Origin of the sequence: Alistipes sp. AF14-19 (assembly GCF_003461645.1) — a bacterium.
In the GTDB taxonomy this organism is placed as follows: domain Bacteria; phylum Bacteroidota; class Bacteroidia; order Bacteroidales; family Rikenellaceae; genus Alistipes; species Alistipes shahii.
The window spans coordinates 86,950-108,066 of record NZ_QTXM01000011.1 but is presented as its reverse complement, the minus strand read 5'-3'; the positions used below and the strand labels follow the sequence as shown (position 1 = coordinate 108,066).

At 50.1% G+C, this 21,117-nt stretch carries 25 protein-coding genes; 6 read left to right on the top strand and 19 right to left on the bottom strand.

Going from position 1 to position 21,117, the window contains the following annotated elements:
• The first annotated feature begins 56 nt into the window (after positions 1-56).
• From DWW03_RS10745 to DWW03_RS10730, 4 genes are all read left to right on the top strand, one after another.
• Positions 57-1,112, top strand: coding sequence for a sensor histidine kinase (locus DWW03_RS10745; protein WP_118404292.1), 1,056 nt, complete (start codon positions 57-59; stop codon positions 1,110-1,112).
• Position 1,113: 1 nt separating this feature from the next.
• The gene (locus DWW03_RS10740) at positions 1,114-1,872 is read left to right on the top strand and encodes a LytR/AlgR family response regulator transcription factor (RefSeq protein ID WP_118406739.1); all 759 of its coding nucleotides are present in this window, start codon (positions 1,114-1,116) and stop codon (positions 1,870-1,872) included.
• A 204-nt stretch (positions 1,873-2,076) separates the two neighbouring features.
• Positions 2,077-2,550 carry a hypothetical protein gene (locus DWW03_RS10735; RefSeq protein ID WP_118404267.1) on the top strand — a complete coding sequence of 158 codons (474 nt, stop codon included), beginning with the start codon at positions 2,077-2,079 and terminating at the stop codon, positions 2,548-2,550.
• Positions 2,551-2,561: 11 nt separating this feature from the next.
• Complete coding sequence (locus DWW03_RS10730; RefSeq protein WP_122299647.1) at positions 2,562-3,176, top strand: hypothetical protein; 615 nt, start codon at positions 2,562-2,564, stop codon at positions 3,174-3,176.
• 192 nt (positions 3,177-3,368) lie between these two features.
• Here DWW03_RS10730 and DWW03_RS10725 read toward each other — a convergent pair whose 3' ends face one another.
• The 13 genes from DWW03_RS10725 to DWW03_RS10670 form a co-directional block, all read right to left on the bottom strand.
• Positions 3,369-4,721 carry an MATE family efflux transporter gene (locus tag DWW03_RS10725; protein ID WP_118404265.1) on the bottom strand — a complete coding sequence of 451 codons (1,353 nt, stop codon included), beginning with the start codon at positions 4,719-4,721 and terminating at the stop codon, positions 3,369-3,371.
• Between the two features lie 198 nt (positions 4,722-4,919).
• The gene (locus DWW03_RS10720) at positions 4,920-5,708 is read right to left on the bottom strand and encodes a PRTRC system ThiF family protein (protein ID WP_118404264.1); all 789 of its coding nucleotides are present in this window, start codon (positions 5,706-5,708) and stop codon (positions 4,920-4,922) included.
• Positions 5,705-6,403: a prokaryotic E2 ligase family D protein gene (locus tag DWW03_RS10715; protein ID WP_118404263.1), complete on the bottom strand. Its 699-nt coding sequence runs from the start codon at positions 6,401-6,403 to the stop codon at positions 5,705-5,707. Before DWW03_RS10715 ends, DWW03_RS10720 begins: the two co-directional genes overlap by 4 nt.
• Before the next feature lie 4 nt (positions 6,404-6,407).
• Positions 6,408-7,493 (bottom strand): hypothetical protein, encoded by a 1,086-nt coding sequence (locus DWW03_RS10710; protein ID WP_118404262.1) that lies wholly within the window; start codon positions 7,491-7,493, stop codon positions 6,408-6,410.
• A gap of 40 nt (positions 7,494-7,533) precedes the next feature.
• A complete protein-coding gene (locus DWW03_RS10705; protein WP_005834114.1) occupies positions 7,534-7,755 on the bottom strand; it encodes a PRTRC system protein C in 222 nt (73 codons plus the stop codon).
• A 3-nt stretch (positions 7,756-7,758) separates the two neighbouring features.
• Positions 7,759-8,715 carry a PRTRC system protein E gene (locus DWW03_RS10700; RefSeq protein WP_118404261.1) on the bottom strand — a complete coding sequence of 319 codons (957 nt, stop codon included), beginning with the start codon at positions 8,713-8,715 and terminating at the stop codon, positions 7,759-7,761.
• A gap of 31 nt (positions 8,716-8,746) precedes the next feature.
• A complete protein-coding gene (locus tag DWW03_RS10695; RefSeq protein ID WP_118404260.1) occupies positions 8,747-8,998 on the bottom strand; it encodes a hypothetical protein in 252 nt (83 codons plus the stop codon).
• Between the two features lie 51 nt (positions 8,999-9,049).
• Entirely contained in the window at positions 9,050-9,325 is a 276-nt protein-coding gene (locus DWW03_RS16630) for a hypothetical protein (protein ID WP_118404259.1), read from the bottom strand.
• A 13-nt stretch (positions 9,326-9,338) separates the two neighbouring features.
• On the bottom strand, positions 9,339-9,659 hold the full coding sequence (locus DWW03_RS10690; protein WP_118404258.1) for a hypothetical protein: 321 nt from the start codon (positions 9,657-9,659) through the stop codon (positions 9,339-9,341).
• Positions 9,660-9,670: 11 nt separating this feature from the next.
• Positions 9,671-9,898, bottom strand: coding sequence for a hypothetical protein (locus DWW03_RS10685; protein WP_118404257.1), 228 nt, complete (start codon positions 9,896-9,898; stop codon positions 9,671-9,673).
• A gap of 274 nt (positions 9,899-10,172) precedes the next feature.
• Positions 10,173-12,320 (bottom strand): type IA DNA topoisomerase, encoded by a 2,148-nt coding sequence (locus DWW03_RS10680; RefSeq protein WP_118404256.1) that lies wholly within the window; start codon positions 12,318-12,320, stop codon positions 10,173-10,175.
• A gap of 62 nt (positions 12,321-12,382) precedes the next feature.
• A complete protein-coding gene (locus tag DWW03_RS10675; protein WP_118404255.1) occupies positions 12,383-12,643 on the bottom strand; it encodes a DUF4099 domain-containing protein in 261 nt (86 codons plus the stop codon).
• Positions 12,644-12,685: 42 nt separating this feature from the next.
• On the bottom strand, positions 12,686-14,458 hold the full coding sequence (locus DWW03_RS10670; RefSeq protein ID WP_118404254.1) for a DUF3945 domain-containing protein: 1,773 nt from the start codon (positions 14,456-14,458) through the stop codon (positions 12,686-12,688).
• Between the two features lie 931 nt (positions 14,459-15,389).
• Between DWW03_RS10670 and DWW03_RS10665 the strand changes: the two genes are divergently transcribed.
• Entirely contained in the window at positions 15,390-16,715 is a 1,326-nt protein-coding gene (locus DWW03_RS10665; RefSeq protein WP_118404251.1) for an ATP-binding protein, read from the top strand.
• An 82-nt stretch (positions 16,716-16,797) separates the two neighbouring features.
• Here DWW03_RS10665 and DWW03_RS10660 read toward each other — a convergent pair whose 3' ends face one another.
• The 6 genes from DWW03_RS10660 to DWW03_RS10630 all read right to left on the bottom strand — a co-directional run bounded on the left by DWW03_RS10660 (position 16,798) and on the right by DWW03_RS10630 (position 19,477).
• A complete protein-coding gene (locus DWW03_RS10660; protein ID WP_118404250.1) occupies positions 16,798-17,088 on the bottom strand; it encodes a DUF4120 family protein in 291 nt (96 codons plus the stop codon).
• Positions 17,089-17,127: 39 nt separating this feature from the next.
• A complete protein-coding gene (locus DWW03_RS10655; RefSeq protein ID WP_229107326.1) occupies positions 17,128-17,556 on the bottom strand; it encodes a hypothetical protein in 429 nt (142 codons plus the stop codon).
• Between the two features lie 99 nt (positions 17,557-17,655).
• Positions 17,656-18,426, bottom strand: coding sequence for a DUF3560 domain-containing protein (locus tag DWW03_RS10650; RefSeq protein ID WP_118404249.1), 771 nt, complete (start codon positions 18,424-18,426; stop codon positions 17,656-17,658).
• 225 nt (positions 18,427-18,651) lie between these two features.
• Positions 18,652-18,930 (bottom strand): hypothetical protein, encoded by a 279-nt coding sequence (locus DWW03_RS10640; protein WP_118404247.1) that lies wholly within the window; start codon positions 18,928-18,930, stop codon positions 18,652-18,654.
• Between the two features lie 12 nt (positions 18,931-18,942).
• Positions 18,943-19,203, bottom strand: a complete 261-nt coding sequence (locus tag DWW03_RS10635; protein WP_118404246.1) for a DUF6926 domain-containing protein — start codon at positions 19,201-19,203, stop codon at positions 18,943-18,945.
• Between the two features lie 16 nt (positions 19,204-19,219).
• Positions 19,220-19,477: a hypothetical protein gene (locus tag DWW03_RS10630; RefSeq protein WP_118404245.1), complete on the bottom strand. Its 258-nt coding sequence runs from the start codon at positions 19,475-19,477 to the stop codon at positions 19,220-19,222.
• A gap of 320 nt (positions 19,478-19,797) precedes the next feature.
• On the opposite strand from DWW03_RS10630, the gene DWW03_RS16450 reads away from it, so the two are divergent.
• The gene (locus tag DWW03_RS16450; RefSeq protein WP_118404244.1) at positions 19,798-21,099 is read left to right on the top strand and encodes a hypothetical protein; all 1,302 of its coding nucleotides are present in this window, start codon (positions 19,798-19,800) and stop codon (positions 21,097-21,099) included.
• Positions 21,100-21,117: the final 18 nt, after the last annotated feature.

Here is a 21,117-nt window from a genome sequence, read left to right as displayed (position 1 = left end):
CTCAATTCTATCACTATATCTTTCCGCATTTCACTTTTTTGTAGTAACTTTGCGCTATGAATGCAACAAAAACGATACTCGACTGGAAGAATGTCGTATGGCTGTCGCTCGTCAGCTATGCGCTTTACACGACGCTGTGGCTGGTTATAGACGATGAGATCTGGCACGCTCCGGGACAGTTCTCCGTCACCGAGATGGCGGTCGATTTCTGCATGTGCGTACTCTTCGTCGGGTTTTCGCTGCTTTACAGCCGCACCATTCTGCGGATTCTGCCGATGCGCAACCGTCCCTATGTGCGCCTTCTGCTTATGGTCTGCATCCTCTTTCTGCTCAACAATGCGATGGCCTACGCGATGACCGTCCTGTGCGACGCGATATGGGGCGACGGAAGCGACGAACTGTTCCGTATGCAGGGCATCTACACGTACGGCATGGTCGCCACGTTCGTCTCGTGCATCTACTCCAATGCTTTCTATCTGGAGACCTACATGCACACCGAGAACGAGAAACGGCGGCTGGAAATTGCGCTGCTCAAGGAGCAGGAGGTGGCGTTGCAGTCGCAGCTCGATGCGCTGAAATCGCAGATCGACACCCATTTCATGTTCAACAATTTCAGCATTCTGGCTGAACTGATCGAGGAGGATCGCGTGCTGGCGGGAAAGTTCCTCGCCAACCTTTCGAAGGTTTATCGCTACATCATCCAGAACATGAAGCGCCACAAAGTGCCCGTCGGCGAGGAGATTGCCTTTCTGGATGCCTACCTTTACCTGATCGAGATGCGATACGGCAAAGCCGTCGTCGTCCACATAGAGAACGATGTGCGCATCGCCGACGGCAGCATCCCGCCCGCCTGCCTGCAACTGCTGGTCGAGAACGCCATCAAGCACAACCGCCATTCGGCCGAGGAACCGCTGCATATCGATATCCGGCGCGAGGGGAACCATATATCGGTCTGCAACCCCGTTGCACCGCTTTTCTCTGCGGCGGAGCCTTCGACGGGCATCGGTCAGAAGAACATCGCCGAACGTTACGCGCTGCTCAGCGACCGGCAGATGATCGTCAGCTTTACCCGAGATACATACGCTGTCAAACTACCCATCCTTGAAAATTAGTATGAAACATATCCTTATTCTCGAAGACGAACAGCGCAACGCCAACCGGCTCGTCCGGCTGCTGAAAGAGATCGTGCCTGAAGCACGTATCGACGGCCCGCTGGTGACCATCGAAGCGGCGGCGGAATTTCTGCGCAAGGCTCCGGCGTCCGACCTTATCCTCGCGGACATCCGCCTCTCGGACGGATTGAGTTTCGAAGCGCTGAAAGAGGCGCCGCCCGCCGTGCCGATTATCTTCACGACCGCCTACGACGAGTATGCCGTGCAGGCGGTCAAGTATAACAGCTTTGACTACCTGCTTAAACCCATAGACGCAGACGAACTCGCCGCAGCGATCGAGAAGGTCGGACGCAGCGGCCGCAACACATCGGACGAACCCCTGCGCCAGCTCTTCGAGGCCCTGCAACAGGGCGGTTGCCGCTACCGCGAGCGGTTCTTGCTGCCGTACCGCGACGGCTACAAGACCGTTTCGGTAAGGGAGATAAACCACATATTCACCGAAAACAAAATCGTGCGCCTGCATCTCGACGATGGCACCTCGGAGTCTGTTTCCGTGAGCATGGACGAACTCGAACGACAGCTCGATCCGACCCGCTTCTTCCGCGCCAACCGCCAGTACATCGTCTGCATGGAGAGCATCCGCTATCTGGGCAACTATTTCGGCGGCAAACTCGTCCTGCGCCTGCACCATTATCCCGACGCCGAAATAATCGTCAGCAAGGAGAAGGCCCAGCGTCTCAAGGAGTGGATCGACAGGTAGTCTCCGACCTGCTATAACAAGAGATTTCATACGAGAGGAAGTTCCGAGTACCGGGCTTCCTCTCGTTCGTTTTTACAATCTGCACATTTTTTCGATGTCCGCAAACGGCGCTTCGGCAGCCGATTTCTCCGTTTCGGAAAGATTCTCCTTTCCTCTTGTTGAAAAAGCGTTTAATATTACACGGGAAATCAAAACCATACTGATATGAAAATAATCGCATTTTTAATTTGTTTGACTGCTCTACTGACAGGCTGTCATAAGGAAGTAGCCGACCCTATTGGTATTGATGATACAGATCATATAAAACTTTCCGCAAAGGAGCTGCTTTTCGATGCCACTGCATCCAAGCAGCCCGTGACGACCGAAGGTGATTTTTGGTGGATGGACCGGGCTGTTTACGTGGATGGCAAGCGCATCGATACCGATGATCCGACGCTGAAAATTGAAATGGGAATTCTTGATGGGTTTGGTTCCGTGCCCACACCCCTGCGCATCGAGGGCGAATGGTTTACCATCACTCGGGAGGGACTTAAACGCATATTGGTCGAGGTAAAAGCGAATCCGATGTCCAAGGAACGTATCTTGATTCTGCCTCTTGCAAGCGGAAACAATGGCCAGACATTGACAATCAAGCAGGAGGGGTCTGGCCGCTCTGCGACAGCCAGACACACTTTTTAACTGTTACGACAATGAAAACTTTCCGTTTGATGTTCGTCTTATGTCTTTTGGCGTCGGCGGAGATAGTCCAAGCCCAGCACGTTTCCGACAAGGCGTATAAAGGCGGTAATTTCACGCTCGAATTCGGCGCTTTTACAAACGCGGGTTCCAAGATTTCCTTCACGGGATTCTCCCTGACACCGGTCGGCGGCTACACGTTTAGCGAACACCTGTTTCTGGGTGGCGGAGTATCTTTCTGCTTCAATACGGTCGATAACTTTTTCAGCATATCCATGCCCGTGTTTGTCAGAGGGAAATACTCTTTGTTAAAATCGAGGATTACGCCATACGTTTTACTGGACGCAGGCTACGATCCGCTATTTGTTTCCGTCAATCATGAGATAAGCGAATCGTATGTACCGTCGCACGGCGACCTGTGGATATATGGTACTCGCGGAGGTTTCTATCTTCGGCCCGAATTGGGTGTCTCGTTGCGTTTGCGCCGCCGCAAAAGCGTGAATTTCGGTATCGGCTACTGTCGGCAGCGCGGTGATTTCAAACGCATGGAGTTGCAGAACGGCAGCATCGAGGCGGTAAACTATTCCAAGGTCGGAAAATTGACTTTTAGGGCCGGTTTTACTTTCTAATTAACGAGGATTACGAATATGCTACTGGAACCGGACAAAGACCTCCGCAACAGAAACGCAATCATCAACCTCTTGCTTAAAAAGAACGCCAATTCGGCCAAATAACCGATATGAGAAGACGTGAAAAGCAGAGAATGGACATGTGTCTGTTCTCCGCTTTTTTAGAAACATTTTCAAGGCTTCATTTCGGTATCATATCGTCTCTCTTTGTCGCCACAGGTAAAACACGGCGATACACACCGTAGTTGCCACTTCGGACAGCGCCAATGCCAGCCAGATGCCGGCAACACCCAATGCGCGGGGCAGCAGGATAAAACTCGGAACGAGGAAAATCATACCGCGCAACAGGGCGAAAGCTGTGGCCGGGCGGATGCGTTCCACACTCTGATAGTAACCTATAGCCGTCAGATTCAGGATGAAGCAGACGAAAGCTGCGGAGACGAGCGGAAACCCGTCGATGGCGATTCGTGCCGCCGCCACCGTGGGATCCACGAACAGTCCGACCAGCCATTCAGGACAATAGACGAAAAGCAAGGTAACCGCCGCGCCGCACACCACGGCAGTCAGCAGCGCGATCCGCTCCGTTGCCGCCACACGGCCATGCAGTCCCGCACCGAAATTGTAACTGATGATGGGTTGCGCCGACTGCGCGATGGCGTTGCCGACCATGAAGACGAAAGGCATGTAATAGCAAGCTATTCCGAAGGCGCCCACGCCGTCATCGCCCAGATAGCGCATGAATACCTGATTGCCGACGAATATGAGCATGGCCATCGTACACTCGCCCAGCAATGCAGACGAACCGATGCGGCACTGGTAGCCGATGTTGCGCAGCGACAGACGCAGGCTCTTACGGCTCCATTTGAGCATAATCGGGCGCAAGTGCCGTGCGCGGAATAGCAGATACCCCATGCTGATAACACCGCCGATAACCAGACTGATTGTCGTGGCGGCCGCAGCACCCGTTACACCCAATCCCAGCGGAAAAATGAAGAGCCAGTCCAGCATGATGTTGACGGCTGCCGGGATGATGTTGCACCACATGGCCAGTTTGGGCGCACCGTCCAGACGGATGATGAAGAGCGATATGGCCATCCACATCTCAAACAGAAGAGAGGGAATGAACCACCGCAAGTAGTCTTTCACCAACGGTAACAGATGGTCGGACGAACCGAGCAGGCGTCCCATGGTATCGGGAAAGAGCATGATGACGACCGACGGCACTAACGTTATCAGCGTAGCGAAAACGAGGGTCTGCGTCACGTTCATCCGTGCGACCCGCTGTTTGCCCCGCGCCAGATGGATGGACGCCACGACGGAACACCCTGCGCCCAGCATCAGCGCCACGCCCATGAGCAGCATCAGTACGGGAATGCAGATGTTGATGGCGGCCACGCCGTCGCTGCCCACACCGTGTCCCACGAAGATGCCGTCGATGGCCGTTACGGCCGACATGCTCAGCATCCCCAGCAGTGTGGGAATGAAATACTTGTTGAATAGCTTGAACACATTCACACTTCCTAAATCAATAGCGTCTCTTTCCATATCTTAATTTTTCATATTCCGACTCAACGAAAAAATGCCGGACAAGTTGATTGGTTTTACCCAGTCATCTTATCCGGCATTCTATAATTCTGCCCTCCGATGAGGATTACAAAACTCCTTTTTTCGTTTTTCGGGTGCAAAAGTAGAGCTTTCGTCGCAAACAACCAAATACACTTATGTGTTTTTCAATGAATATGTTTATATATTTATCGGATTCACTTTCATTGTTCCCAAATTCAGAAATACCCCATGATGTTCAATCATCCCGTTCCTAAACATTTTCCAAAGGATATTGCATCCGAGTTGCGCCAGCGTGGAGTTGATGAACAAGTCCTGCCTCTCCAATGCCTCTGCCAGCGAGCAACTCGGACCGGAATCCTCTTCCTTTACTCTTGCATATTTAACCAATCGGGTAATTACTTTCAGAGAGCCTGCCGTTTCATATAGCTGAGATGCGGGTTGCTTTATCTTTTTCGGTACGGTTCCCAGAACGACTTGTCCCGATGTCTGCGTGTTCCCGAAATCCATCCAATAAAGCGGGGTTGTATAATCGCGGTAATCCGGGATTTGTACGGCCTTCAGGATGTTCCATAAGTCAAGGCGTGATTTGATATTGTCCGTACAAGTGATGGTAATGTTTGCCATATTATCCCGGCAAGCATTTTTCAGCACGGTCGGAAATATGTTCGGCACCGCTTTCCAGTCGTTCCCGAAGAAGTTGTTGATACGGGTAATAAGGCATTGAGCCTTGTTCAGTCCCATGTCGGAATACCCGAACAGCTGGCGTCCGATGTTGGCTTCCGTCACGATGTCCGGATCATAGAGTGTCACGAATAGTCCGGGATGTCCGAGTGCCCGGAGTGTCACATCCAGCCGTGCCAGGCCGGTCAGCACCTGCGAGCCGGTTCCTCCCGCACCGATCAGGTTAACCGTTACCGGATGCTGCGGGTTTATCAGGTAGTTGTCGATATAATGTATTCTTTTCATTTCAGTATGTCTTTAAGTTTCAAATTTCTTAACGGTTTCAACTCTTCAAGGTCGAAGGGCTTGTCTTTGGCCGCTTTCGTCACCAGCACCAGGTTGGACTTGGTGGGGTTCCCGCCACCTCCCAGATGCGAGAACTCCGTCAGCCAGAATTTCTTTTCCCAGTATTCCAACAGGTTTTCATAGGTCAGGTCCTTCGGTTTCTCTATTTTAGCCGAACCTAAACAGACGCTCGCGCCTGTGACATTGAAGAACGGTGCAGTATACAGTTCTGTCTCATCCGTCAGAACCTTGCCCTTGCAGGCATAGACATTCAGGCTGTTCCCGTTTGTCTCGTAAATGATTCCCGGCAGGTTGTATTCCGCATTCTCAACCTTGAGCGATTCCTTGAAGAACATCATCCTTTTCCGTGGTGGATTGTACCAGACGTACTTCTCACTGCCTTTGCGTGAGTCGCACCATAGCATATTGGAGGGGATTCTCCCGTAAGGGGTATTGCTGCGATGTTCGGAATACCCCCGTACAAGTTCGTTCATGAACTCTACCGTCACGGGCACACCTTCACCCATTTTACCTTTTCCGTCTATTTCCCTCGCTTCCACAAAAAAGGATTCTCCCTCCCGGGAAGCATAGGCAATCAACGCTACACGCGGATGCAGTATGTCGTTGATTTCTTTGGTAAGTTTGTTCGTATCCATGCTGTCAGTAAATAAAGTTTATGAATTTGTCCGCCCATCTGAAGAAACGTTCCGGATAGTTGTCCTCCCTGGAGAATACCTTATCTGTTTCCGGAGACAAGGCGAATGTCGTAATGGGAATTATGTCATACGTCTCCTGCCTGCTCGAATTATAGAAATCAATCAGGTATTCCGTCATTATGTCCTCACAATCATAAACCACCCGGATTTGTTGCTCCAGTCCCTTAGGATAATAGTCCGGCTCTTCATCGAACCACGGGTCATAGGCATAGGACATGATGGATTTGTCCGGGTTGACGAATTCCAGCCCTTGCCTCATGAGGGCGATGAGTTCCTGTTCCAAGCCGTTCCGGCATTCATACTTGTCAATGGCTTCCGGCAGATTCTTATAATAGGATTTGCGATACACCCTGTCGAGCAGTTTGTAAATCCTGCCCTCCTTGTATGAATGCAACAACCTGTGCCGTTCCGCACGTTCTTTCTTGTCCTCGCCGTCATCATCCTGCGAGAACATTTCAAACACCCAGTTCGTGTCCTCCTCGTCGTTTATGGTGGAAAAACCGTTCGCACTCATCAGGTGATGCAGGAAGGACAACGCGATGCGTCTCAATTTCGGATTCAGGGCTTCCACGAATTTGACGGGGAAATAATACAGGGTATACTTTCCCCACGTATGGGCCTGCCACAAGTTGAAATACAACCGGCCGTTCCGTTCTTCATAATTTACATGCACCGTTTCATCCAGGAGTGCCGCCAATTCATTATAGAGGTTGGCGATGCCTTCCCCGATACTTTTGCCCCGGTCATGTGGTGCATCGACATTCAGCAGTCCGGCATAGCGGAAATAAGAATCACGCAGGAACTCGTAATTCTCCTGCGTGATCAGATTGTGCGATATCCCGTCATGGTCTTCCCTCGTGACCGATTGCGGGGCTATCGGGGCGAATGATACGTTTAGAAAAGAATTACAGCCCCGCTCGGAGCCGTAATTCTTTCCGTCCTGTCCACTCCATGCCGGATATTCCGTTCCGTCTGGCTGATGGCCAGCCTCGCGAGTTGTTCCAGTTGATATTTTTTCAAGGGGGTGCATGACTTTTCCTTTCTTTTGCTTTTCTTTTTATCCATATCTCCTAACCTTTGGTTCCGATGGTCGTCTTGAACTCGTACACTGCCGTGTCGTTCTCGATGACCGGACCGTGTACCGTCGCCGTTGTCAGCTCCGGATACATGTTGGCATAATAGTTCATCACCGCGTCCGGCATCTCACCCGGCATCGGGTCGGCCAGTACGATTGTTTCACTTCCTTTCCTGAATTTGAAGGTCCGATTGAGACCGTTTACTGTCATTGCCATAATTTATGCTGTTTGATGTTGGTAATTGGTTGTCTGAATCATGTCTGCCGGGAAGTCCAGGTATTCCTCGTAATCCTCCGGCCGGTAAGTAGGTTCATCCTGTGGCGGATATGGCGGGTGCTGGTATGACGCCTGCCGTTCAGTGTAATAAGGCGGCATTTGCTCCCCGTAATGCGGCTGCTGTCCGCCTTGTGCCCCCTGGGGATAGGCTCCCTGCTGCGGATACGGGTACGGCTGTTGTGGCGGCATCTGCGGTTGTGCCGGCCGGTGATACGCCGGTTGCTGTCCCTGCATCGGCTGCGGTGCAGGTTGCTGTTGCGGCTGTTGTACATACTGTCGGGGTTGCTGTGGAGGCATCTGTCCGGTCGGTTGTTGTGCCACCGGTTTCTGTTCCGCTACATACTGGACTTCCTGTTGCGGAGGCTGTTGCTCGGCCTGCTCCATGAGGTCGAACAGGCTGCCCTGATTCATCGCCCTTTTCTGCTCCTCGATTTTCTCGTCTACCGTCTTACGGTTCTGTTCGGTGGCATACAGTCGCGCCTGTCCCAGTGCGGTGACGGCCTCCTTGTGGTTCCTGGCCGCAATCAGTTCCTCCGCCTTCTTCATGTGCTTCTCGTATTTCTCACGCTTTTCCTTCTCTTCCTTCGTCTCCTTGGCTTTCTGTTCCTTCGAGGCCTTGCTGTTTGCCGCCGCCTTGTCCGCCTGCTTCTCGAACTCCGCCATGTTGGTCAGGAGTCCGGAAACTCTCCGGACAGGACTGGCAATCGCGTTCATGAATCCCGCGTCAAGTTCTCCGGGCAGTCCCGACAGTGTGAGCGGGACAATGTGGTTCTGGGCCTCGTCCTTGAGACCGTTCGACTTCGGCAATACGGATACCGTCATGCCGGTTGCTGACTTGCGGATGACCATCGTGATATCCACGCTCTGGGCCATCAATTGATTGATTTGAGTAAAAAACATAATTTGAAGTATTAAATGTTAGACATTGATTTTATGCGTCCTTGAAAAATTCCGCCAACAGCCGGTTCCTGTCCGGGTGGCGTATGATCTGCTGCAAGGGTTCGAGCAGTTTGGAGATATGCACCGGTCCGGTCGTTCCGCGGGGCGGAAGTTTGATTTCCGGAGTTTCGGGTACGGCGGGTGCGGCCGGAGGCGTGTTTCTCCTGATCCGGATACTTGCCGGCATTCCCACTGTCAGGGGCATCGTCGGCCTTGTCTGAGTTGTCATTGCTTGCAGTTCCATACTTTCATTTATTTAATTGTGGATACTCGGGACTTTGGCAGCCCCTTTGAACTATAAGGGCGGTACAGCGGCCGCTTCCGGCAAGGCAAGGTTTTCGGGAAAAATACCGGAGCGAAGCGAGGATGATTTTTGCCGAAACCTGAAAGGCCCGACCTTGCCTGCCGTACAGAAGCGGTCGCTACCTTTGCCCGTTAGTTCAATGCGGGTTGTCAAGGGCTGATGTGTTCCCTTTTTTCTTTCGGGATACTCCCGGTGCCGGTTGTCCTTATCCTCCGAAAACAAAAAGAGCCGCCCTGAAAAGGCAGCTCCCCTGAACGGATGAATCATGCACGGTTTGTATTCACACGACCTGTTCATAACATTCTTCTTTGATGCGGTTCTCGTACTGCGTCACCTTGACCATGACCATATCCATGAACAATGCACCGTTCTTACGGTCGGTTCCGAAATACCCAATCATCCGCCAGATATTCCGGTCATAAGATTTCCATTTTTCGTAGTAGTGGCTTCCCATGCGTCTGCCGTAACGTTCCCGGAATAGTTCTTCCGACAGGGTTTCATCGTTGTTATGGTTGTACCACCAGCGGTAGACGCGAAAAAAGAAGTCGTAACAGGCATCCTTGTCACGGCTTTCGGGCAAAGTGATTGCTTTTATTTCCATACATTATATAATTAGAAGATTAGAAAACTCAGTATGGCAGCGATAATGGCCAGTGTTACCAGAAGGCAGGCTATCGCGTAGAGGAACCGGAAGAATCCCCGGCAAAAGACGATGGCGACAGCCGTCCACACGGGAGATACTCCCCGCGTGTAGAGATAGCTGAAAGCAAGTGCCGTGAGCAGTATGAGGATAATTCTCCATATCCGTTTCTTCCTTTTTGATGCGGTCTTTGTCTTCATTGTATTCCTTATTTATGTGAAACATCTCGTCGTTTCCGATTCGGGGGCAAGACAGCGGAGCGCCCCCGCACGCAAGGTTTTCGGGAAAAATACCGGAGCGGAGCGAGGATGATTTTTGCCGAAACCTGAAAGGCCCCGACCTTGCGCTGCGGAAAAGGGCACGGAGCTACATTTGCCAAGAATCGGAACGGCGGGATGCCTTTCTCCGTCTTTCGTCTTTCACAAGAATAGCGTGGAACGGCTCCACGCTATATCTTACCGGTTGTATGATCCGTCAATGTCCCGTGGACTTCCTTCCCGTATTTTTCCGTCCCGACTGTTTCGGGGCGTTCCTTACCTGCGGTTTGGGAAACGAGAGCGTAACGTTATACTCCTTGTCGAATGCCAGGGCAGCGTCGAACGCCGTCCCTTTCTTGCCCTTGAAGCCCTTGATGAGCTTGGTGGTTCCCGAAGAAAAGAGCTGCGCGAGATGCTGGTCGGTCAGACCCTTGTTCAGAAAGCGTCTGAAAACGAGCAGCCCGCAACCATCGTTGTTGCATTTGGCAAGTTTCTGCCGGAGGATGATTTTCCCTTTTCCGCACTTGGGGCATACGATACCGCCGCTTGCCGTTTCGGGGAAACGGATGGAAAGAACCTCTTCAGTGACCTGGCGGGCATAGACGCTGATGGAGCGCATGAAGGTTTCCGGGGCGAGCTTGTGCCGTTCGATCTGTATGAGCGTCTTTTCCCAGCTGCCGGTCAGTTCCACGTCCGCCACGCGCATTTTTTTGACGGCTTCATAGACGGCCATTCCCTTGTCGGTCGGCACGAGTGCTTTCCCGGAACGTTCGACGTATTCCCGCTTGAAAAGGGTGGCGATGACGGCCGCACGGGTCGCCGGAGTTCCGATGCCCAGCTCCTTCATCGCCTCGCGCGCCTCCTCGTCTGCCAGCTCCTTGCCGCAACTCTCCATGGCCGCAAGCAGTGTGGCTTCCGTGTATAGCGGCTTGGGCATGGTCTTTTTCTTTGCAAGACTGCGCCCCGACACGGGGACGGTTTCCGATTCGTCGAATCGGGCCGTGCCTTTGTTTTCCGTCTCCTCGTCCTTCTCCTTGTCTTCCGAACGGTTGAATACGGCTCTCCAGCCCGGTTTGACCACGGAAACGGAGTGGGAACGGAACGTCAGCCCGTCCACCGTAGTCTCGATGACCAGTGTCTCTTTCTCGCATTTGGGCGAGAATGCTTCGAGCATACGCCCGGCAATCATCCGGTAAACGGCCAGTTCCTGCTCATTAAGCGTTTCCATGACCGGCTGCACACCGGTAACGATCAGCGCGTGGTGGTCGGTCACTTTCCCCGCGTTTACGCTACGGGTGGAGAGATTGTCCCAATCCAATGTGCCGCCGTATTCCCGGAACTCTTTCATGCCGATGACCCCGCGGAGCAAATCGGGAACCTGCCGCATCACGTCGTCCGGGATGTAGCGGCTTCCGGTACGGGGATATGAGATGAGTTTTTTCTCGTAGAGGGACTGGGCGACAGCAAGCGTCTTTTCCGCCGAAAGGTCGAGATGCACGTTGCAGTCCTTTTGGAGTGCCGTCAGGTCATACAGCAAGGGAGGAGCCTGAAAACCCCGTTTGCGCTCCGTTTTCGTAATCGTCGCCATCGAATCGGTGGTGATCCGGTCGTAGAGCCTGTCGGCCTCCGTTTTCTCCAGGATATTCTCCACATGACGAAACTGCCTGAAATCGTCCCCTTTTTTGAGGGTCACGGAGAGTTGCCAGTAATCGGTCGGCACGAACTCCCGATTTTCCTTGAAGCGGGCGCATATCATGGCGAGTGTCGGGGTCTGCACCCGTCCGAGCGACTGGTTGAACGTGCCGGAGGCTATCGCAAGGGCCTGGCTCGCGTTGATGCCCACCAGCCAGTCCGCCTTTGCTCGGCAGTCGGCGGCATGGTAGAGGCTGTCGTATTCCGTTCCCTCTTTCAGTTCGGAGAGCCCTTTGCGGATGGCTTCGTCCGTGAGCGAGGAGATCCAAAGCCTGCGGAAAGGTTTCGTGTACCCCAGGTAGGAATAGATGTACCTGAATATAAGTTCGCCTTCGCGACCCGCATCCGTCGCCACGATAATGGCGCTGCACCTGCTGAACACAGAATCGATGGTGCGGAGCTGTTTGGCGGCCACCGGGTCGGTAGCCATGCCGCGGTCGGTCTTGCGCTGTCGGATGACGAGCTGGAACGGGTCGGGCAAGAGGGGCAGGTTGTCGCCCGATGTACGCGTGTAACCGTATGTGCCGGGAAGGGCGAGTTGTACCAGATGTCCCAGCGCCCATGTGACCGAGTAGCCGTTACCTTCCATATACCCGTCTTTCGCTTCCGTCGCGCCCGCGATTCGTGCTATCTCCCGGCCTACACTCGGTTTTTCTGCTATAATTGCTATCATAAGTAAAAAAGATTAAGCCGTTCCCCGAAACGCTGCGGCTCCGGGAAACGGCAGGTTGAATACTATTGTCCGATGGGTCTGATACCGTTGATTTCCAGTAACGGAGAGTCGTTCTTCCGCACCAGCTGAAGGGTGGCGTCCATGACGACATCCACACCGAGCAATACCAGACTGAGGGCTATCACGTTCGTTCTCTCGCCTCTGAGGAGGGTGTCAAGTTCTCCCGCCATTTCCAGTTCGTCCTTCAGGATGCCGATGGCGGCGAGCTCTTCCCAGTTCACGTCTTCCGCCTTGAAAGGCGTGTTGTTCTTGTTTTCTTTCATCTTCGTGAAAATTTTAATCGGTTTATACTGCTTTATCCGGCCTTATTGGCTTACGCTTCGTCTGGAAGAGCGTTTGTTGCCCTGGCTCTCTGTCTGTTTGTTCTTGTTGGCCTCGGCTACCACGTTGCGTTGCGTCGCGCTGCGGTCACGGTCGGGATTCCCGTTGTAGTAGTTCAGCTTGCCGCTGTTGAAGTCGGCCTTGACATACTGCGAAAACTTCTTGCCGTCGTACCCCGTCATGCCCTCCACGAGCACGGCCTTGCCGTCCTGGAGCTGTCCCCGCTGTTTGGCCGTCAGGACAACGCCCCATATTTCTGCCGGAATCTTAAACTCCTCACGCTGGTCAAAACCGTCGGGAGTCTTGGAATACTGCGGGTTGCCCGTTTCCATGTTGAGCCTGACGAACGAGGAAAAGACCTCACCTCTGCGGCTGATCATATCCTTGATGAAGATGGCTTTGCCCTCGCTCAGTTCCTTTTTGTCCTCCGGTGTCAGCTTGACTCCGTTGAGTTCCTTCGGGATGTAGATTTCCCTTGCTCCCTCCGGGGAGTCGGGGTTATATCTCGTGTACGCGGGACGGCCGCTGGCTTCATCCAATTTGACGAAAGCGGAGAATATCTCGCCGTCCCTGCGCTTCATGTCCTCCACGAAGATCGCCTTGCCGGCGTTCAGCGCCTCGACCTGTTTCGGGGAAAGCGCCACGCCGCCGAGTTCCTGACGGTTGAAAATCCTGTCGTTCGGGAAGATGTATTCGAGTCCCTTGCGGTCGGCGTTGAACTGGAGGTAGGCATCGAACGAATTACCGGCTTTCGATGTCATGCCCTCCACGTAGATGGCCTTGCCTTCACGAAGCTCGGCCTTTTCCTGGTCGGTCAGCGTCACGCCGCTGATTTTCTCGGGGATATAGGCATTTTCCGCCTTCATGGCCACGATCTCGTTGGTCAGCCTGTCGATGCTGAGGAACGAGGGCACCTCCTCATTACGTACCCTGAGGTTCACCACACGTCCCATGTTGCCGCTTTCACGCAGGTTTTTCTTGTCCTCTTCGGAGAAGATATGCCCGAAGAACGGCCTTTCGAGGTCGGGCTGCTGGCGTATGCCGTGTATGCCCAGCACCACGGGGCCTTGCGTGGATTGCTGGAACGAGAGACGGGCATCCGTGCGGAGTACGGCGGAGCCGAAGTTCATGGTAATGGGGACAACCTGATTGGTCTTGTAGCCTTTGAGCATCGAGTCCAGGAGCCCACGCTCTTGAAGGTATTCACGGGACAGCCCGAAGTGCTTGAGCTGTTCCCAGTCGATCATCGATTCGTTGAATCGGTACTTGGGCTGACCGTCCTGTGGGGTCTGCGCCTGGGTGGTTTGTTCTTGCTTTGCCATTTCTTTGTCATTTTGATTGTTGATACTCTGTCCTTTGCCTTTCGGCGTGATGTCGTACTTCGCGAGGAACTCCGCCACAGCGTCGGTCTTCTTTCCTGCGGCGAGGTCTTCGATGGCCTGTCTGACTTTCGGGTCATCGAGCGCCTGCTCCTTGACGGAGAGGATACCGAACCGGGTCGGGTCTTTCAGCTGGCTCCAGAGGTTCTTGACGAAACTCTCGAACATGTTCGCGTAGCGGTCAAGTTTGAGGAACGAGTTGCGGTTTTCCTCTTTGGCGGCTACGGATTCATACCTGCCGTTCTTGTCGAGTTTGGTGACTGCTTGCAGGAGCAGTTCCATTTTGTCAAGAATGAGGATGATGTCGCTGAACTGCTCGTTCTCAACGACCGGAGGGCTTTGCTTCGGGGTGTCGCCCCTGATGTTTTCTGCTGCCATAAACGGATGTTTTAAGCGTTAATAAAATCGTTTGTCGATGCAAATATATAGGCTTAATTTATTCAAAACATTGATATACAAATAGTTGTCGATACGTTTCATCGGATGACATCACGTTACACCACAGAAGGGGGGAACTGCAGTGGAGAAAAAGCCGGAAAGGCACGAAAAAAGAGCGGCGGACACGACAAGGGGCGCAAAGGGAACGCAAGGGGCAAGACACCCGCAAGCAAAGAAACAGTATTATGCAGAAGAGTGAGGCGAGCCGCTTTTGTCCCCGCCTTCTTCGGGAGGATGAAAACAGGAAACAGACTTTTGTAGGAGCGTGATAATATCGGGAAAGACCCGGGAATTTTTCGGGGAGCGGACGGAATACGGCTTTCCCGTCCTTGTCCGTATTATGCGTCATCGTTCGGCTTCGCCTGCTAAGTCCCAGGCCTTTCCCCAACTCGGAAAGGCTGAACCTGCGCGTTTTTTAGGCGGAAAAATTACGCAGGGATTTTTTTGCCTAAAACCCGCAGGGCTTGAACGCGACACGGTTCGGACTTCCGAGTTACCTTCAAAAAGGACTTGGCCGGCGGAGCGTACCATGATGCCTGTGGCACAAGGATGGATGAAGTCTGCAAATTATCGGCACTATTCCGGTTTAGTGCCGAAATTTTGTAATCAATAAGAGTATCTGTTCAATAATGCCTGTGTGTTCAATGCGATTGAACAGTATGGAAAAATTGAACTGCGTCTTTGCAAGATTGTAGAAAAATTTTTTTATAGAAGATTTTTTCTATAAAAGGAATTTATACAAAAGAAATGTCATTTGAGTATGGAGTATTTGTTTTGCATTTTGTGAGGTCGGAAGAAAATAGCTATCTTTGCACTGAAAAATCACTCGTATTATACGACTGTTTTTTCAGTAACATCTAAAAAGGTACTTATGGTAATAGATAGAAGTGAATACATAGAACAGTTGCTTGCAAAACGTTGGAACGGCAAGGTAAAGATTGTGACCGGCATAAGACGTTCCGGTAAATCTTTTCTACTCTCAACTCTTTTCAAAAACCGATTGATTGAGGAGGGAGCCGGAAAAGAAGATTTTGTAGAAGTGGCACTTGACAAGAAGTCGGACGCCAAATACCGCAACCCGAATCTCCTGTATGACCATATCATGGAGCGCACACAAGATATGGGGAGGAAGTTTTATGTGTTTATCGATGAGATACAGTTGTCGTATAAGGTTAAAAATGAGGATGTGGATGAATCGTTGGTACCTGAAGAGGACAGAGATATGCTCTATACTACTTTTTACGACATTTTGAATGACCTGATGACGCAGCCGAACATCGATCTGTACGTGACCGGCTCTAACTCCAAGATGTTGTCGAAGGACATTGTTACGAATTTTCGTGACCGTGGCTCCGAAATAAAAGTGTACCCGTTGTCGTTTGCGGAATACCTGCCGGTAGCCGGAATGGAGAAAGCCGATGCATTGGAGGAGTACATGATGTATGGTGGAATGCCTCTGGCTGTTCTCGAACCGGATGAAAAGGAAAAACGGAAGTACCTGCAAGGACTCTTCACGAATGTCTATATCAAGGACATCGTAGAACGTTACAAGCTGAAAGACGACAACATGCTGGGTGCCTTGGTCGATGCCCTTTCGTCATCGGTAGGTTCCCTGACAAATCCGAACAAACTGGCCAATACCGCCGGTTCGCTAATGGGAAAGCAACCTTCGTATAACACCGTAAAAAACTATTTGGACTATATGGAAGATGCTTTTCTTTTCCAAAGTGCAAAACGGTGGGATGTGAAAGGACGGAAGTATTTCGATACGATTCAGAAATATTACGCCATGGATCTGGGATTGAGAAATGCCCGGTTGAATTTCCGTCAGCAGGAGCGTTCGCACCTAATGGAAAATATGATTTACAATGATTTGATTCGTAGAGGTTATTCCGTAGATGTCGGCATTGTGGAACTGACCCGTGTCATCGAGGGCAAGCGCAAGATGTCGCAATACGAGATTGACTTCGTGGTTAACGTGGGCAATGACAAAGTATATATCCAGTCGGCATTGAATGTGGACACGCCTGAGAAAAAGGCACAGGAGACCTTCTCCTTGAGAAATACCGGCGATTTCTTTCGTAAGATTGTTGTACTGGACGGAAACAGCAAACTTTGGGCTGACGATGACGGCGTGATGTATGTGGGCGTGATTCCGTTTCTATTGGATGATATTGTGGCAGAGGTAATCAGGTAGCCAAAGACATAAGAAAAGCCGGACCAAGTCTGTTTATCGGACTTGAACCGGCTTTTTCTATAAGAGGGTATTTTGATGAGTATCAGGTGTGGATGCTCCATCCATGAAACGGTTCCAACAGAACGGAATACGACCAGTCGGGATTGCCGTGATAGATTAATCCCCCGACAATACCTGTCTTTCCGTCCGGATAGCATTCCCTGAAACCGAACGAGTGGGGAGCGAAGTCCCGGTAAAGTTCTATTTCACACGGGCAGTTGGGATTGTTCTCCCACTGTTCCAACTTTTTCAGGCAATTATCCAGCGAAGTGTCGCCGATTTCCTTTGCATACTTCACTACCTTGTCGTAGTGTTCCTGACATAAAATTTTCATATTGCAATATTGTTTAATGGGTTTGCTACTATGTGGGATTTAGCCGTTACAGCATTTATCAACGTCATGGATTTCCGTCACGATGAAGTCCTCACCGCCAAATTCGCACAATGATTTGAGACCGGAGAGGCCGTCGCAGTAGAAGAAAATATCATCCTCTTCATCGGGATTGCAGTCTGAAGAGAGCCGGATTTTTACATGTTCGCTATTATTGTCGTCTTTCCACACAACAACGCAAACGGCGTATTCGGGTTCCTCTTTCTTTTCTTCCACGTACCGTTGATATATCCGGTCGATATCCTCCTTTACCTCGTCCGTGTCTGTCAGAACGGTTCCGTGACCGCACTTCCCGCACCAGCCGTATTGAAATGACTCGTCGGTATAATTGTGGAACTCCTTTGTGTTGGGGTCAATCATGGCTTCACAACTTACTTTCGTGCCGCCGCATTTTGTACAGATTACATTCATGTCATTTCATTTTCAGATAATAAAATCCGGCTTGCAGACCGTAAGAAGCATATACGTCCTCAGGTTGCAAGCCGGGAGATTGATTCATTCATACGATGCCTACGCTTCCGTTTCTTCAAGCAGTTCTTTAATGAAGTCGATGTTCCGGCGGTTCATGTACGACTGCCAACAACTGTGGTAACGTGACCAGCGGAACCCGTGCTGTTTGATGGAGTCCCGGATTTCCTTGGCGGGGATATCATCGAAAAATACCTGAAGGCGGTTTTCCGGATAGTTTTCCACCACCCGCGCACCGTTAATCGTGTATTCCTTTTCCGGTGTGCCTTTCATCCGTTTCGCCAGTTCCAGCCTCTTTTTGATACGGTTGATGTTGGCGTTGTTGTTGGAAAGTGAGAATGACGGAAAACCGATGTGCCCGTAACACGGGGTGAGCAGTTCGACGGCACTTGTTTCCGAATATCCCAATTCCATCAGCCGGACCTTTTTCTCCTCTTCGGTCAGTTTCTTGTTCTTAACCACTTTGTTTGCCGCTTTCATGTCCTCTTGCGCCTTGACCAGTTCGGCCAGCTTCCGCTCCAGCTTTTCCACGGCATTGTCGTCATCCAGATAGATGGCGTTGTTGTTCTCTGCCGCTTCCGCTTTCCGCTCGTAATAATCCGCTTTCTCGGAAGCCTTCACGCTTTGCCCCATCTTGTTCCAGATTTTCTCCCGGTAGTTCCTGTCCGCTTTCCCATGCACGGGCTGTCCCATCGGGATTACGCTTGCCATGGATTCGGACTGCCTGAAACATTGTTCGGATTGCTTTCTCGCGTTGTCTGCAAGCTCACGGTATCTGTCCGTTCTTGCCTGTTGTCTTTCTTCTCTGTTCATCGCTTTTTGTTTTAAGTTGTCAATAAAGTAATTCCTTGATTCTTTTGATGGTAAATATTCCTTTCAAGAGCTTCTCCAATTCCTTGTGCCGGAGGATACACTTGTACAAACCGGCATCTGTCCGTTCATACAATCTCACGGAAATGAACTCGTCATTTTCAAAGAGATACTCCATTTCCTTCTGTGATGCTTTGATTTTTACATGACTTTCCATCGTCTTTTAATTTATGGGTTAAACTTGGGTTTTGCCCGTCTCAGGATATGCAGGTTATCATACCCGACCGATGTCAGTTCAGCCAGCAGTTCCTGGCATTCTTCCCCGGTGGCGGGTCTTGTTACGGCAATCACGCCGGCATAATCCGCCGCGGCATGCTGTCCCGTGTGCATATAGGATGTGACGGCATTTCCATGCGCGTTCCCCGGCATATATGGAAAGAGGGCGATTGTCTCTCCCTCTTTGAACCTTCTGAACACCACTCTCGTCAGCTGTCTTTTCTCTGCCATATCGTTTCATTTTCAGTTATGATCCATTACAAAAGTGACCTTGTAGGTCTTGCACGGCTTGCCGAATGCCGGATAGCGGTCGAACTCACTGTACGATTCCCAATCCACCGACATGACATAACCTTTGGGAAAATTTTCGGTGATGAACCCGTTTACCATTTCCCAGTTTTCGTCAGTGATGAAAAGGTCTTCATCAATACCGTATTCCAGCGCATAGAGCGCCCATTCGGGAATGTTGTCCCATACGATTGTTTCTCTGCGGTCCTCACTCATGGCGTCTGTTTTTACATCATTGAACCATCAGCTCACGGATGATACCGTCCAATTCCGTTTCCCATTTTCCTGCTCCGTCCGTCATCGACGGATAGGTCAGTTGCTGCCACTGCCGGTAATCGAAAAGTTTCATTCGGAGCGGATAATAGTCGAACAGTTTCCGGTTTCCGAAGAATATTCTCAGGTGATTGGTTCCGACTTCCATCAGTTTCAGACCGTAACGGTTAAGAATCTCGTGGAATCTTTTCATCGGGGTGAAGTTGCTTCTGCTCATAACTGCATTCTTTTTGAGTTAAACATCTGTGGCTCCGGGGAGCCACTATTTCCTTTTCTTACCTGCCTGACCGTCCTGTGCCCGGATAGTGCAAGGCTTTGCGAAAAAATACCGGAACCGGAACGGCGAGGATGATTTTTTCAGCAAACCCCAACGGGGTCCCGGCCTTGCACAATCCGTCGGGGCGCAGGACTACCTTTGCAGGTAGAAAAGAGATAGTGCATTTTTAAATACATTGAATACCAGCACCATGCAGTAATTTGTATATCTTTGCACATTAAACAATTGTAATGTTGATATTTAATTAAATAGTTGATTTTATGAAATTCAATAATCGTGAACGTCTGGATCTTACAGAATGGATTATTCATTTTATACATGATCGTAAACCTGAAGATGATATATCCTCATTAGCAGATATTGCAGAATTAGAAGGATATACTGGTGATATGCGTCTGCCTGACTACTATGACGAGTACGGAAATGGAAAGTATGTTATAAGCAGGGAGGAAGAGAATGAGTATTCGATTGAAGAAGATGCACCGGCACTTGAAGTATTAAAGAAAATTCTTCACGATGGTTATATTAAAAGTGGTTGGTCATTACGAAATTTAATCCCAACTATTTATGGTCCGAAATCAGCAGTTTGCTTTACGGAAATGCCTTTATATGCCTTAATTGATTATGCTAAATCACGAGAAACGTCAGGATATGTCGGTAGACATGGAATAGCTTTTCGTCGTAATGAACTTTATGCAGCTGGAGCCAGACCTGTGATTTATGGTTTATCCTCTCCTTATGTGGAAACAGATAAGGATGAAAAAGGTATATATCAAGGAAGGCTTCTTTCAATCAAAGATACGGGTATAGGTATTCAAGAACAATATCGATATGTGTCAACCAATCTAACAAAAGAATATAATCCTAAACACAAACCTATTGATTGGACACATGAAAGAGAATGGCGATGGGCTCTTCCTGATAATAAATTGAGTGTGCCAGGACTTCCATTTTTCATGTCAAAAGAATATGCAGATTTTTTCTCCGAGATTATTATAATTGTACCATCGGATGATGAAATGGAAGAAATATTAATACATCTAAAAACGTTATATGATGCAGGAGGTAAAAATCGAGGAGGTAATTATAATTGTTCTTCAATTGCTGGAGCAAGAGTTTTATCATTGGAATCCATAGCACATTTTTCTAATATGGATATTAGCCGAATGCGAATAGACGATCTTCCTGTAAAACAGTTAAAAGTAATGCCTAATTTTATAGTAGATGAGAAACTCGAAAAAAAGGTTTTGTATGCAATCAATGAAGCAGGAAAAATTGCGCAAAATACGATTAGAGAATATCTTAAAAATCATCCTACTTTTGATGAAAATCAAGGTTACTGGGGATGGGCTTATATCTGTACAAATGTAGTATCTGATATAACGCAAGCCTTACAGAATATTAATTGTTCAAGAACCTATTCGGATGGTATATATAGACTTAACGTTAATAATTACCAAACATCGAATGTTGAGTTATTGGAAATTGGAGCTGAAGCAGCAGCATGTTATTTGTCTTCAGAATTGGGGCAATATTTTTATGTGAAAACAGAATTGGATTAATAACTAAAATAGGAGTGT

Bases quoted from the DNA above. Each gene is read 5' to 3' on its own strand.
- DWW03_RS10745 (WP_118404292.1), top strand. From the start codon at position 57: ATGAATGCAACAAAAACGATACTCGACTGGAAGAATGTCGTATGGCTG.
- DWW03_RS10740 (WP_118406739.1), top strand. From the start codon at position 1,114: ATGAAACATATCCTTATTCTCGAAGACGAACAGCGCAACGCCAACCGG.
- DWW03_RS10735 (WP_118404267.1), top strand. From the start codon at position 2,077: ATGAAAATAATCGCATTTTTAATTTGTTTGACTGCTCTACTGACAGGC.
- DWW03_RS10730 (WP_122299647.1), top strand. From the start codon at position 2,562: ATGAAAACTTTCCGTTTGATGTTCGTCTTATGTCTTTTGGCGTCGGCG.
- DWW03_RS10725 (WP_118404265.1), bottom strand. From the start codon at position 4,721: ATGGAAAGAGACGCTATTGATTTAGGAAGTGTGAATGTGTTCAAGCTA.
- DWW03_RS10720 (WP_118404264.1), bottom strand. From the start codon at position 5,708: ATGAAAAGAATACATTATATCGACAACTACCTGATAAACCCGCAGCAT.
- DWW03_RS10715 (WP_118404263.1), bottom strand. From the start codon at position 6,403: ATGGATACGAACAAACTTACCAAAGAAATCAACGACATACTGCATCCG.
- DWW03_RS10710 (WP_118404262.1), bottom strand. From the start codon at position 7,493: ATGCACCCCCTTGAAAAAATATCAACTGGAACAACTCGCGAGGCTGGC.
- DWW03_RS10705 (WP_005834114.1), bottom strand. From the start codon at position 7,755: ATGGCAATGACAGTAAACGGTCTCAATCGGACCTTCAAATTCAGGAAA.
- DWW03_RS10700 (WP_118404261.1), bottom strand. From the start codon at position 8,715: ATGTTTTTTACTCAAATCAATCAATTGATGGCCCAGAGCGTGGATATC.
- DWW03_RS10695 (WP_118404260.1), bottom strand. From the start codon at position 8,998: ATGGAACTGCAAGCAATGACAACTCAGACAAGGCCGACGATGCCCCTG.
- DWW03_RS16630 (WP_118404259.1), bottom strand. From the start codon at position 9,325: ATGATTCATCCGTTCAGGGGAGCTGCCTTTTCAGGGCGGCTCTTTTTG.
- DWW03_RS10690 (WP_118404258.1), bottom strand. From the start codon at position 9,659: ATGGAAATAAAAGCAATCACTTTGCCCGAAAGCCGTGACAAGGATGCC.
- DWW03_RS10685 (WP_118404257.1), bottom strand. From the start codon at position 9,898: ATGAAGACAAAGACCGCATCAAAAAGGAAGAAACGGATATGGAGAATT.
- DWW03_RS10680 (WP_118404256.1), bottom strand. From the start codon at position 12,320: ATGATAGCAATTATAGCAGAAAAACCGAGTGTAGGCCGGGAGATAGCA.
- DWW03_RS10675 (WP_118404255.1), bottom strand. From the start codon at position 12,643: ATGAAAGAAAACAAGAACAACACGCCTTTCAAGGCGGAAGACGTGAAC.
- DWW03_RS10670 (WP_118404254.1), bottom strand. From the start codon at position 14,458: ATGGCAGCAGAAAACATCAGGGGCGACACCCCGAAGCAAAGCCCTCCG.
- DWW03_RS10665 (WP_118404251.1), top strand. From the start codon at position 15,390: ATGGTAATAGATAGAAGTGAATACATAGAACAGTTGCTTGCAAAACGT.
- DWW03_RS10660 (WP_118404250.1), bottom strand. From the start codon at position 17,088: ATGAAAATTTTATGTCAGGAACACTACGACAAGGTAGTGAAGTATGCA.
- DWW03_RS10655 (WP_229107326.1), bottom strand. From the start codon at position 17,556: ATGAATGTAATCTGTACAAAATGCGGCGGCACGAAAGTAAGTTGTGAA.
- DWW03_RS10650 (WP_118404249.1), bottom strand. From the start codon at position 18,426: ATGAACAGAGAAGAAAGACAACAGGCAAGAACGGACAGATACCGTGAG.
- DWW03_RS10640 (WP_118404247.1), bottom strand. From the start codon at position 18,930: ATGGCAGAGAAAAGACAGCTGACGAGAGTGGTGTTCAGAAGGTTCAAA.
- DWW03_RS10635 (WP_118404246.1), bottom strand. From the start codon at position 19,203: ATGAGTGAGGACCGCAGAGAAACAATCGTATGGGACAACATTCCCGAA.
- DWW03_RS10630 (WP_118404245.1), bottom strand. From the start codon at position 19,477: ATGAGCAGAAGCAACTTCACCCCGATGAAAAGATTCCACGAGATTCTT.
- DWW03_RS16450 (WP_118404244.1), top strand. From the start codon at position 19,798: ATGAAATTCAATAATCGTGAACGTCTGGATCTTACAGAATGGATTATT.